The organism is uncultured Kriegella sp. (genome assembly GCF_963975415.1).
GTDB lineage: Bacteria > Bacteroidota > Bacteroidia > Flavobacteriales > Flavobacteriaceae > Kriegella.
The window spans coordinates 71,105-84,010 of sequence record NZ_CAXBGN010000006.1 but is presented as its reverse complement, the minus strand read 5'-3'; the positions used below and the strand labels follow the sequence as shown (position 1 = coordinate 84,010).

Annotated in this window: 10 protein-coding genes; 5 read left to right on the top strand and 5 right to left on the bottom strand. The window is 40.6% G+C overall.

Translation table 11 applies throughout. From position 1 onward, the window contains the following. The first annotated feature begins 219 nt into the window (after window positions 1-219). Together AACZ88_RS14425 and AACZ88_RS14420 are read left to right on the top strand one after the other, a co-directional pair. Window positions 220-1,236: a LacI family DNA-binding transcriptional regulator gene (locus AACZ88_RS14425; protein WP_339711607.1), complete on the top strand. Its 1,017-nt coding sequence runs from the start codon at window positions 220-222 to the stop codon at window positions 1,234-1,236. 107 nt (window positions 1,237-1,343) lie between these two features. Beyond that, window positions 1,344-3,638, top strand: a complete 2,295-nt coding sequence (locus AACZ88_RS14420) for an FdhF/YdeP family oxidoreductase (protein WP_339711605.1) — start codon at window positions 1,344-1,346, stop codon at window positions 3,636-3,638. A 59-nt stretch (window positions 3,639-3,697) separates the two neighbouring features. Here AACZ88_RS14420 and AACZ88_RS14415 read toward each other — a convergent pair whose 3' ends face one another. Genes AACZ88_RS14415 through nirB form a run of 5 tightly spaced genes read right to left on the bottom strand, consistent with a single transcriptional unit; the run spans window position 3,698 to window position 9,540 of the window. Further along, window positions 3,698-4,069 carry a hypothetical protein gene (locus tag AACZ88_RS14415; RefSeq protein WP_339711604.1) on the bottom strand — a complete coding sequence of 124 codons (372 nt, stop codon included), beginning with the start codon at window positions 4,067-4,069 and terminating at the stop codon, window positions 3,698-3,700. Between the two features lie 8 nt (window positions 4,070-4,077). After that, window positions 4,078-5,943, bottom strand: a complete 1,866-nt coding sequence (locus AACZ88_RS14410) for an ATP-binding protein (RefSeq protein WP_339711603.1) — start codon at window positions 5,941-5,943, stop codon at window positions 4,078-4,080. A gap of 31 nt (window positions 5,944-5,974) precedes the next feature. Next, window positions 5,975-6,565 carry a DUF4202 domain-containing protein gene (locus AACZ88_RS14405; protein ID WP_339711601.1) on the bottom strand — a complete coding sequence of 197 codons (591 nt, stop codon included), beginning with the start codon at window positions 6,563-6,565 and terminating at the stop codon, window positions 5,975-5,977. 24 nt (window positions 6,566-6,589) lie between these two features. Beyond that, complete coding sequence (gene nirD / locus AACZ88_RS14400) at window positions 6,590-6,967, bottom strand: nitrite reductase small subunit NirD (protein ID WP_339711599.1); 378 nt, start codon at window positions 6,965-6,967, stop codon at window positions 6,590-6,592. 56 nt (window positions 6,968-7,023) lie between these two features. After that, on the bottom strand, window positions 7,024-9,540 hold the full coding sequence (nirB, locus tag AACZ88_RS14395; RefSeq protein WP_339711597.1) for a nitrite reductase large subunit NirB: 2,517 nt from the start codon (window positions 9,538-9,540) through the stop codon (window positions 7,024-7,026). 126 nt (window positions 9,541-9,666) lie between these two features. On the opposite strand from nirB, the gene cobA reads away from it, so the two are divergent. The 3 genes from cobA to AACZ88_RS14380 all read left to right on the top strand — a co-directional run bounded on the left by cobA (window position 9,667) and on the right by AACZ88_RS14380 (window position 12,875). Further along, window positions 9,667-10,440: a uroporphyrinogen-III C-methyltransferase gene (cobA, locus tag AACZ88_RS14390; protein WP_339711595.1), complete on the top strand. Its 774-nt coding sequence runs from the start codon at window positions 9,667-9,669 to the stop codon at window positions 10,438-10,440. 262 nt (window positions 10,441-10,702) lie between these two features. Next, window positions 10,703-11,065, top strand: coding sequence for a group 1 truncated hemoglobin (locus AACZ88_RS14385; protein ID WP_339711593.1), 363 nt, complete (start codon window positions 10,703-10,705; stop codon window positions 11,063-11,065). Between the two features lie 391 nt (window positions 11,066-11,456). Beyond that, complete coding sequence (locus AACZ88_RS14380) at window positions 11,457-12,875, top strand: MFS transporter (RefSeq protein WP_339711592.1); 1,419 nt, start codon at window positions 11,457-11,459, stop codon at window positions 12,873-12,875. Window positions 12,876-12,906: the final 31 nt, after the last annotated feature.

The window sequence follows — 12,906 nt, the reverse complement described above, 5'->3', positions numbered from 1 at the left end:
GTATGTTAATGAAATTAATAATAAGATATAATCGTAATTCGTCGACTCAAACCCGTATGAGCCCTCATCAATTCAAAAATGATGAATTTTCAAATGTACACAATTAATACAATCGATTGTATTAATTATCCTCAAAATCTTTAAATTTACAAAAATTAGGCAATGGAATCAACCGTTAAAAACTTCCGTTGATTTCCCCCCAATTGCAAAAAATCAGTTATGAAAAATGTGACCATTCATGAAATTGCCAAGGCCCTAAATATTAATAGCTCAACGGTCTCAAGAGCCCTGAACGATAGTGACCGGGTTACTTCAAAGACAAAACGTAAAGTTTTGGACAAAGCTAAAGAAATGGGCTACCAACGTAATATGTTAGCTTCCAATCTACGCCGAAAAAGAAGCAATACCATAGGTGTAGTCGTACCACGGATTTCAAGACATTTTTTTTCATCGACCATTGCAGGTATCGAAGAGACCGCCTATAAATTGGGGTTTAACGTTATTATCTGCCAGTCATTGGAAGAGCTTGAAAAAGAAGAGCTGATCATTGAAAATCTAATCGCCAATAGGGTCGATGGTATTCTCATTTCAGTTTCCATGGGTACCAAAAAAGGAATGCACTTGGCCAACTGCCTAAATAACAGAATTCCCGTAGTGTTCTTCGACAGACATTTGGAAGGATTTCCGGATATGGGCAAAGTCTTAATAGATGATCAACTGGGAGCCTATCGTGCGACCGAACACCTAATTCAAAAAGGATGTAAAAAAATAGGCCATTTCTCAGGTCCTAAAAGTCTTCAGATTTACAGAAATCGACTTGAAGGCTATAAGATGGCCCTAAAAAACTATCACATCCCCTATGATGAAAGTTATGTACTCACCTCCAAATTGATGAAAAAAGATGGTTTAGAGATGGCAAAAAAGATATTAGAAGCGCACAGTGATCTTGATGGCTTGTTCTGTGCCAACGACACCGCAGCTGTTGGTGCCTTTGATTATTTCAAAACCATCGACAAAAGAGTTCCAAAAGACATCGCTATTGTCGGCTTTAGCAACGAGCCTTTCTCGGCTCTTACCGAACCTTCATTAACGACCATCGATCAATCAGGAGAAGAAATCGGAAAGGCAGCCTGTAGCCTTTTGCTCGAAAACATTGCCAGTGGCAACACCCTAATAGCCAACGAAACGGTGATCCTAAACCCAAAACTTATAGAGCGTGGTTCAAGCCAAAGATAAGTTCATCACGATATTTTGAAAGTCGTGGGTAGAACTTTTGACCTTTGGGTATCACTTCTAATTTGGCTACCTTAATTCAGTATAATAAAAAGTGTGAAATAAAAATTATGAATTACCCAAAACGCGATGTTCCTGCAGGTTTACCAGAAAAATTCAGTGATATTAAGTTAGGTAAACCAATGAACTACGCCGCCGGCAAATTGGCGGTCGCAAAAACGCTTCAACATGGTTTTATGGAAATGGGCGTCGTCAAATCGTTTCGGGCTCTTTCCCGCATGAATCAAAATGATGGGTTCGACTGCCCCAGCTGTGCTTGGGGTGATCCTGAACGCCCATCAAAATTGGGAGAGTATTGCGAAAACGGTGCAAAAGCCTTGGCCGATGAGGCCACCAATTCACATATTGGAGCCACCTTTTTTAAAAACAATTCCGTAGAAGACCTCGCCCGTTTAACCGACTATGAACTCAACAAGTTCGGCAGAATTACCGAGCCTTTGGTACTTCGCCCAGGAAATATACATTATGAGTCTATTTCTTGGACCGAAGCTTTTGAACTTATGGCCGGTGAACTTCACAAACTTTCGAACCCCGATGAAGCCATATTCTACACCTCTGGGCGGTCTAGTAATGAAGCGGCTTTTTTATATGGCATGTTCGCACGCGCCTTCGGAACCAACAACATGCCCGACTGCTCGAACATGTGCCATGAGTCAAGTGGGGTAGCCCTCTCAGAAACTTTGGGAATAGGTAAAGGATCTGTAAAACTAGAAGATCTTTATGAAGCGGAAGTTATTATTGTGGCTGGACAAAACCCGGGTACAAATCACCCAAGAATGCTTTCGGCACTTGAAAAATGCAAAGAGAATGGGGGGCGTGTGATTAGCATAAACCCTTTAGAAGAATCAGGACTTGTACGCTTCAAAAATCCGCAGACCATTAAGGGCATGCTTGGCGCCGGGGAAGAGATTGCCGACATACATTTACCGGTTAGAATCAATCAAGACATTCCGCTGATAAAACTTATTACCAAGAAACTAGCGCTTTTAGATCAAAATTCGGGGCAGGTCTTCGATCATGCTTTCATTGAAAAATACACACAAGGTTATAGCAAATTAATGACCGATTTGGCAGCTTATGAAGAAACCGATTTATTGACCAAATGTGGCGTAGATGAGGCATTAATCAACCAAACTGTTAGCCTGTTATCCAAAAAATCAAAAATAATCGTTTGCTGGGCGATGGGATTGACTCAACATAAAAATGGTGTAGCCAATATCAGGGAATATATTAACCTAATTTTACTCAAAGGGGCACTCGGGAAGCCTGGCGCGGGCACCTGCCCTGTTCGAGGACATAGCAATGTACAAGGTGATCGGAGTGTGGGCATCATGCACTTTGTCGACAAGGGATTGAATCAGCGAATTGCGGAACATTTAGGGTTCAAGGCTCCTGAAAAAACAGGTTTTGATGTGGTAAAAGCCATGCAGGCCATGTATGACAGAAAGGCTAAAATATTTATGGCCCTTGGTGGAAATTTTTTAATGGCGGCGTCAGATACCGAATATACGGCAGAAGCACTAAGGCGTTGCAGTCTAACGGTTCAGGTGAGCACAAAATTAAACAGAAGCCATCTTGTAACTGGTGAAACCGCACTGATTTTGCCCACTTTTGGTCGCTCGGAAAAAGATGAGAAAGAAGGTAAATTGCGTTATATTACCGTCGAGAACAGTATGGGAAAGGTTAAAAAATCAAGAGGATTACTTAAACCTGCATCGCATACCATAATGAGCGAACCCGAAATCATTGCTAATTTGGCAAATGCCTATTTTAAAGGAGAGCACCCAGTAGATTGGATCGGCATGGGTGATGATTATTCACTGATACGTGATAAGATCGATAAGGTCGCCAAAGGTTTTGATAGCACCGAGGAACGTCTTAAGAATTCTGGATATTATTTGCCCAACAATGTAAGAAATCTTGACTTCAGCATGCTACCAGATGGTAAAGCCCAGTTAACGATAAACCATCTTCCAGAGCTTCATGTGAAAGACGATGAGTTTGTTTTAATGACAATTCGATCTCATGATCAGTTCAATACCACGATTTATGGTTTAGATGATCGCTACCGAGGCGTTTATAATGAAAGAAGGGTAGTTTTCATGAATCCTGAGGATATAAAAAAATTAGGCTTGAAAGAATTGGAGGTCGTAGACATGACCAGTCTTTACGACAACAAGCAAAGGACTGCAAAAAAATTCAAGATTGTTCCCTACACCATTCCCGTTGGGAATTTGGCGGCCTATTATCCTGAAACCAACGTACTGATACCCTACAACCACTTTGCTGACAAGAGCCATACCCCCATCAGCAAGTCGGTAATCGTAAAAATCAAAAAAATATGACGGTAAAAAGTGTATGAACCGATTGTACTTCGACAAAGTTTCACCAAGCAGGGCCAGGGTTATTTGTTCGCTAAAGGGTTAGGATAATTATCGGACTGATCTTCAATAGTTTCATCCAAGCAGGTAAAATCTTTTTCCAAAAGCAACGAAAGTTCTGCGCCCGAATCCGAAGGTATCGTATACTGAAACCCGACTTGGTCACTGCTGCCCCATCTTTCCCTTTCTTTTTCAGGAAGATATAACGTTATTGTATCTCCGTTAAAGTTGGCATCAAGATGATCCAACCCGGCTTTTGCCTTTAATTCATAAATAAAGGTCTTATTCCTGAACTGCGTTTTCTCCTCAAAATGACCCGTTTCGCAAAAAATCTTTACGTCTGTCTTAGTCAACCTATATCTAACAGCGTTTCCTTTTATTCTAATCTTCATCATCAAAAGTTTTATTGGGGCAAAATTCCTTGGCCCACTTTCTCATTTTCGTTTTCAGTTCTATAATTAATAGTGACGCGAGTTCCACTCCCAAGTATTGAATTTATAAACAAGCGTCCATTAATATAACCAATTCTTTCTTTCATAAAGAAGAGGCCCATCCCTCCCTCACTACTATTCTTAGGGCGCTTTTCCAAGGCTTCTGGATCAAACCCTTTTCCATCATCGTCTATAACCACACTTAAAATACCATCACTGTGATTTAAGGTCAAAAGAATATAATTGGCATCGGCATATTTTATGGCATTGTTTATGGCTTCTTGCACCACCCTATAAATATTGGTCTCGGCCAACGAATCAAACCGTAAATTTCGACGTGTTTTATTCTCGAACAAAATATTCTTTCCCGTCAATTTCGAAAGCTCCATCGTCATTTTATGCAGCGCAGGAACTATTCCATGATCACTAAGCTCTGGCGGGGTGAGATTAAAGGTCGCTGTTCGCACTCCCTTTATCAAATCAGAGGCAAGCTCTTTTAAGTATGCGATTTTCTCTGCAGTTTTATCCTTATTCTTAAGATTTATCGATTCGATATTAAACTTCAAAGCCGTCAACATTTGGCCGATACCATCATGAATATCTTTGGCAATACGCTTACGCTCTTCTTCTTGCCCTTCGACAATTTGACTGGCTTGCAATTGTTTTTGACGCATGATTTCATCATAGTTCTGTTTGGTAAGCTGTTCAATTTTTAATTGATTGTGCTTACGCTCGGTTATATCGGAACACAAGATTAAAATACTTTGCTCCAAGCTTGTTTGGTGCATCGGTATAATAGACATATCTAACCATAGTTCATGACCTTCTTCCGTCTTGATCTTTATTTCTTCGGCTCGAATGTTCTTTCGATTGCTTTTAAAAATCTCTTTCAAGTATTGCTGTTGGCCCTCATCACTGGTCAATATTTCAGATAAAGGTCGCGTTAAGTCTTGTTCATCGCAACCCAAAAGTTCCAAAAATTTCCTACTGATGAATACGACTTGACCGTCATTTTTGGCACTAGCAAACAATGCTGCATTGTCGATTACAAAATTGAGTTCTTGTAATTTTTGAAGTGACTTCTCCTTCTCTTGATATAACTTTTCTATTTTTTGAGAGTTTTCATCCGAGTTTTTTTGGCTATCCATCAAATTCTTGATAGTTTTTCTAATTTGAATGGAAAGGGGCCTGAAGATAAAACCGATTTCCAACAACAAGATCGTTAGGGAAAAAGCTAGCAAAAAATACTCTTTCTTCTTAAGGTTCTGGAGTTGATTTTTACTTCGCTCGTCATATTCATTAACGATACCGTCCATCATATTCAAGAAAATTCTTTCGTTCCCAAGAATCGAAGCCACCTTTGTCTCACGGATCTTTTCGACTCCTGAACTACTATCTTTCGAGTGTTGTAACAGCCAAGTTATATTATCTGCTATGGCCAGTTGATGTGGGCCTATTTTATGAAAGAGATCCAAAATTTCATCATTCCCCTCTTTTGGAAGGCCCGCTACCTCATCGCCAAACTGCAGGGCACGATGTGCCTTTTTCCAAGCCAATAAATCTTCATGTATTTCCGATATAATATGTTGTTGTTCCTCTGAATTACCACCAGCCTTAAGCAATAAAACTTCTTTGACTAATTTCTGGCTATAGGCCCGCTGCATTCCTGCAACATTGATAACACGCGAATCGTCTAATTGCAGATTCAAATGCCTTTGAATGAGTATCTGTGCGAAGATTATGGTTAAGGCGATGGCTGCCAGCGCAAGCAAATACCATTTTCTGACCCTTTTAAAAGTAGCCGCATCTAATGGCAGGGTATACTTGTTTTTGCTCATTGTACCAGATTGTGACTGTAAAGATAATCGATTAGCCTTGAAGGGCCTTGGCAACCAAGGCCTGAGTAGACTGAGACAAGGGCAATCGATGGGCTGCCGAATGCCCTTCTTCAGACATTTTACGCCATGTTTTCTGAAGAATATCTATCAATTTGACCTCTGTATATTTTTGTGCGAAACTATCGAAGTAATATTCAAGAAACACCAGGCAGATAACATCTTCCAAAGTCTGGGTCTCCTCATTTTTCTTTAGCTGTTTTTTCTCTAGTAAAAATGAGACTTGTGCAATGATATCTTGTTCATAACCTACCTTTTGAAGAATTTCGCTAGCCTTCTTAGCATGAAATTTTTTAAGATCCTGTCGCCATTTCAAATACCCGGTACGGTTCATCTCATATGATTCACGAGGAATTTCCCACCGACAAATATGTTGACAGCGAGCGGTAAGCTGCAATGCCTCGGAAGCATCAGGTGCAAATTCGTTTAGCTTATCGGTCATCCGCATGGCATACAATAGCTCTTTGGCGTATTCATTGCCCTGCCACTCCTCCACATTGGGATCTTGCTTATTTGCTTCATCAAAAAGCGTAAAGGCTTTTTGTAATTTTTCCGATGATGCCATAATATCTCTGGGTTTCTTCCAAAGCTATTCAGAAAACCCGATATACACAAAACCATTGTCTAATTTTACTGGATAAGTTTTAAGCGTGCTCAAATTACCGTTAAGGTGCTCCCCAGTTTTAAGAGACCATGTGTTCTTATGTAAGGGACACGCTATTTTGGGTTCACCATGATCTTCCCCGATCATACCACGTGACAACACCATTTCCATTTTATGTGGACAAAGATTTTGACAGGCGTACCAGGTACCTTCCCTTGTAAAGTTAAAAACAGCGATTTGTTTATCCTTATATTTTATGCAGGCCCCTCCATTTTTTGGGAATTTAAAAATCTCTGCGGCCTTGAACCATACCTTGATATCTTCCGGTTTTATTGCTTGTTGTATATTTAAACCTAATTCCATAGTTTTTTACTTTTTAAAGTTGATATAGCAAGTTACTTATACCTGTCTTTGTTCGACTAAGCCCATGCCTTGGGCATTTTCTGGTCTCGAAGTGACACAAATTCGATACTCTCATCTTCCTCTTCCGTATTTACGAAATGGGTATATCGCGATCGTATCTCAGGGTTTTCGACCGCCTCTTTCCATTCACATACATAGGTATCGACCAAATGCTGCATATCGGCATCCAATTGCTCGGCAATACCGAGACAATCATTGACGACCACATCTCTCACATAATCGATTCCTCCATCTAATTTTTCTAGCCATGCGGCCGTTCTGGTCAGCGGTGGCGCTGTTTGTATGTAATACATCAAAAATCGGTCTACGTATTTTGTAGCTGTGGCCTTATCAACTTTTTCGACCAACAACTGAGCATGTTTGGGGTTGGCCCCTCCATTACCACAGATATAAACGTTCCACCCCCCTTCAACGGCAATAAAACCGAAATCTTTACTTCTTGCTTCGGCACATTCTCGAATACAGCCAGAAACACCACCCTTTATTTTATGCGGAGAACGGATTCCCTTATACCTATTTTCAATATCAATAGCGAAAGTGACACTTTCGTCCATACCATAACGACACCAAGTAGAACCAACACAACTTTTGACTGTTCGAAGCGACTTTCCATAGGCTTGACCAGTCTCAAAACCTTCGTTGATCAATTCTTCCCAAATCAAGGGGAGCTCATGTAATTTGGCGCCAAACATATCAATACGCTGACCCCCTGTAATCTTGGTATATAGATCATATTTTTGGGCTATTCTCCCCATAGCCAAAAGCTGTTTCGGTGTAATCTCTCCCGCAGCGACCCGTGGCACTACCGAATAGGTGCCGTTTCTTTGAATATTGGCCAAATACCTGTCGTTGGTATCCTGTATTGTTTCTTGCCGGTTTGCGGTTTCATTATAAATACTTGCAAAGATTGCGGCGACCGCAGGTTTACAGATCTCACAACCGTGCCCTGTACCCACTTCATCGAGAAGATCATCATAATCTACAATATTTCTAAGCTTGACGATATCATAAAGTTCTTGTCTTGAATAGGCAAAATGTTCACAAATCGATTCTTTAACTACTTTCCCCAACGACTTTAAGGTTTCTTTTACCAAGTCTTCGACCATAGGCTTACAGCCGCCACAACCTGTTGTGGCCTTAGTCGCTTTGGCAATGGCCTTAACCGACTCGTTACCATCATCTTTTACCGAACAGCACAACTGGCCCTTCGTAACCGCTTCACAAGAACAAATAACAGCAGTATCGGGCAAATCCATAGCACTGCCAAAAGAAACTGCTTCACCTCCCCTACTTCCTAGAATAAGATTTTCAGGGTTTTTTGGCAAGGGCATCTCATTTAGATACATCTGCAGTAACATGTTGTAATCAGATGCATCACCAACCAATATCCCTCCCAACAATTTCTTACCATCGTGGGTAACATTTATCCTTTTATATAAACTTTCGGTTTTGTTTTCAAATATGATGGAATGTCCTTTTTCTGCAGGCATAAAAGGTGTTCCAAAACTGGCAACGTCAACCCCGATCAATTTCAGTTTAGTAGACATATCTATCTCCTCGGCCATTAAGGTGGCCTCATCTCCTAGAATCTGGTCAACCGCCACGCCGGCCATTTCATATCCCGGTGCCACCAAACCATATATCATTTTATTATACAATGCAATTTCACCAATAGCATAGATATCTGGATCGGAAGTCTGCATCTTATTATTGACCACGATGCCTCCTCGGGTTCCCATTTTTAATCCACAGCTTTTCCCGAGTTCATCCCTTGGTCGAATACCTGCCGAAATAATGAGCATATCAACATTAAGGATATCATCTTCGTTAAACTCCATTCCTATGATGTGACCATTGCCCAAGATTTGATTTGTCGCCTTACTGAGATGAATATTAATACCCATAGACTCCAATTTCACTTGCAAGACTTTACTGCTTCGTGTATCTAGCTGTCTTGGCATCAATTTAGGCGCGAACTCCACAACATGTGGCTCCATGCCCATATCCATTACGGCTTTTGCCGCTTCAAGCCCTAATAATCCTCCACCTAAGATTGCAGCTTTAGGCTTCTGAACTCTTTTCTTGATTTTATCGGCGTAGGCCAAAGTGTGCTCAAGGTCTTCGATAGTTCTATAAACAAACACTCCGTCTTTATCAACCCCATTAATTTGCGGTACAAACGCCGAAGATCCGGTCGCCAATACGAGATAATCATAACTGAATGTTTTTTCACTAAGTGTAGTTATCGTCTTTGAATTTCTGTGGATGTCGGTGACCCGCTCATTCGTGAACAAGGAAATATTGTTTTCTTCATACCACTCCCGAGGAGCCATAGCCAATCGTTCGGCATCATTGTTCTCAAAAAATTCGCTCAAGTGTACCCGGTCATAGGCTACCCGAGGCTCTTCCCCAAAAACAATCAGCTGAAACAATTCTTTGTCCGCTTGGGCCACAAATTTTTCGCAAAACTTATAACCTACCATTCCATTTCCAACAACAACAACAGTTTTCATACGTAGTGTGTTTTATAATTACCATACAAAACTAAGTATTTTTACGTATACATCTTGTGTTTTTATCAAAATAAATACGTAGTTTTGTTGAGGATTTAGCAAAAGTCCACCTTAAGCATTGAAAAAATGAAATCAAAACAAATTGCAAAAGTAACCTTGGTAGGGGCAGGGCCCGGAAGTGGAGATCTTATAACCTTAAGAGGATTCAAAGCACTTCAGGAAGCAGACGTTATACTATATGACGCCCTAATTAGTAAAGAACTACTAAATCAAATTGGAGGAGATGCACCTCAGATATACGTAGGAAAACGTTGCGGAAGACACGAATTCAATCAAGAGGACATCAATGCCCTAATTATTGAAAACGCTTACAGATACGGGCATGTAGTGCGATTAAAAGGCGGAGACCCTTTTGTATTCGGAAGAGCTTCCGAGGAAATTGAACATGTTGAGTCTTTCGGAATCCCTATAACCGTCGTTCCAGGTGTTTCCAGTGCCATTGCCGTTCCCGGTAGCCAAGGCATACCCGTTACCCAAAGAGGGATCAGCAGTAGTTTTTGGGTACTTACCGCAACTAAACGAGACGGCTCTTTTTCAAAAGATCTGGAATTGGCCGCCCAATCATCGGCCACTATCATAATTTTAATGGGCATACGTAAATTTGACCAGATAGTTAATATGGTCAAAAGACACCGAAACAAATTGACCCCCGTAGCCTTAATTCAAAATGGGACAATGGAAAATGAAATCTGTCATACGGCCACACTGGGTACCACCTCATCAATGAATAAAAAAATAGACCTAAATAGCCCCGGAATTATTGTTATTGGGGATGTTGTAGCCAACCATCCCTCCTTTTTTGCAGAAGAAGTTCAACGTGTTCTGCACTCCCATATGTAGGCTTTACTTACATAACGCGCCTGAATTCACCCTAAATAAGACCATTGTCCCTGTAATTATTTATGAATGACTAAATAAAACCTATCCAATATTCTCAATACGCGGGATTTTTTTCCTCATTTTAATCAGCTACGTAAAAATGCATCCAAAAAGAACCTTTAAAGCCCTTTGATTACGTAGTAGTACCCTATTATATTTAAATTTATACTCCTTACCGAGGGCTTCTGCCTACACGAGAAACTGAAAATTTAAAAATAGGAACATGAGCGAAACTAACGACTTATTCGAGAGAATTGGGGGCACCGATATTGTCAACGCAGCTGCCAAAATCTTTTACAGAAAGGTAATAACCGACAACAGCATGGAACATTTGTTCGCAGATTCGAATATAGAAACCCAACGTAAAAAACAAAAAGCCTTTGTGTCACATGTATTCGGAGTTCCAGAAAAAAAAATCAAGAACAAAAAATATGCCTTCAAACTTTTAAAGCTGACTGAAAATCATTTTAATCTTGTTACTGGATATTTAATTGATACACTTCGGGAATTAAACGTTCCTAAAGATTTAATAGACGAGGTGTTAATGATCGCCAATAACACTAATAAAGAGTTGTCGGCAGACTAAATGAAGTTCCCCATAGCCTTTAGATTGACATTTCAAATGCAATAACCAACTTGGCGCACCATCCTTTGAGCCCCCAATTAAGGCTCCTGCCCCCACTATAGATTTATCGCCGAATAATTTACGTATTGGCCTCCCTATTAAGTGACATTTTCAGTCCTTATCCGCCTCATTATCTATAAAAAATACGTACCTGCATTACTGCATTTCTATAATATCATAATTTCAACCTTCCCTTTTTTTCAATATCCCAATTTATTCCAACACTTTTTACAAGTCCAGCAAAAAGAGTATAAAATCATCAAAATTAAAACAATAAAATACGTACATATACTTAGTTATACGTATTTTTGTCTTGCAAATTATTTCGATAACCCATTAAATTTACGTAGTTATGAAAAAAGCAATCGCCACCAAAGCAACAAAATTAGAGCTCTTGAACTTTAAAAGTATGCCCATGCGCACTTTTTGGATAACCTCCATTGCGTTTTTCGTGTGCTTTTTCGCATGGTTTGGAATCGTTCCCTTTATGCCCGACGTAGTCAAAGATCTAGGGCTTACACCTACACAAAAGTGGAATTCTGTTATTCTAGCCGTTTCAGGAACTGTTTTCGCCCGTTTACTTATCGGTAAGCTATGTGATAAGTACGGCCCTCGATTATGCTATACCTATTTATTAGTAATCGGCGCCATTCCGGTTATTCTCCTGGGCTTCGTACAGACACCGCTTCAATTCTTGATATGTAGATTATTCATAGGTTTTATTGGGGCCTCATTTGTGATTACGCAATTTCATACTTCGATTATGTTTGCTCCGAATATAGTGGGCACGGCCAATGCCACATCTGCCGGTTGGGGCAACTTAGGTGGAGGTGCAAATAGACTGGGTATGCCATTGATTGCCGCAGCCGTAGTTAGTTTTGGGGTTGCCGATGAAATTGCATGGCGCTACTCCATGGTTATTGCCGGAATTATTTGTTTTACCATGGGTGTCGTATATTATTTCTTTACACAAGATACTCCCGAAGGAAATTTTAAAGAATTAAAAGAAGCGGGAAAAATGCCCCAACTGAAAAAGGATGAGGTTTCCTTTGCAAGTACCCTAAAAGATTACAGGGTGTGGATTTTATTCTTGGTTTATGCCGCCTGTTTCGGAATAGAACTTACAGTATATGGCACCATGGACGATTATTTGCAAAACCGCTTCGGCCTAGATCGTTCAACGGCCGGAAATCTCGTATTATCTTTTGCTTTAATGAATCTTTTTGCCAGAACCCTAGGCGGATATTTCGGCGATATGTTTGGAAAACTTCGGGGACTCCGCGGGCGGGTACTTTTCTTAGCCCTAATTCTTGCTACCGAGGGCATAATACTTTCCATATTTTCGACAACCACAAGTTTGGTAGTCGGTATGATTTTTTTAATCGCCTTTAGCCTTAGTGTTCAGATGGCCGAAGGGGCAACTTTCTCGGTTGTTCCTTTTATCAACCGTAAAGCCATTGGCTCAATTTCGGGAATTGTAGGTGCTGGCGGTAACGTTGGCGCATTTTTGGCCGCAATGTTGTTGAAATCGAAATCGGCGGTTGCCGAAAGTGCGGCTATTGCCGCAAATAGCACCTTAGGCGAAGAGGCTGTTAAGGCAGCTCAAACAACCGCGGCAGCAACCGCAGTATCAAGTGGCTACTTCGTCATCGGTGGATTTATCGTAGGGGCCGCATTACTTTCCTTGGCCATTAAGTTTGCCACAGCGGATGAGAAAACCGCACTCGAAGAAATCAAAGGTGATCTTGTCTTAAGTGGAGGAGATAAATAATCTTGGGCCCTTGAAACCAAAAAGATGCTTC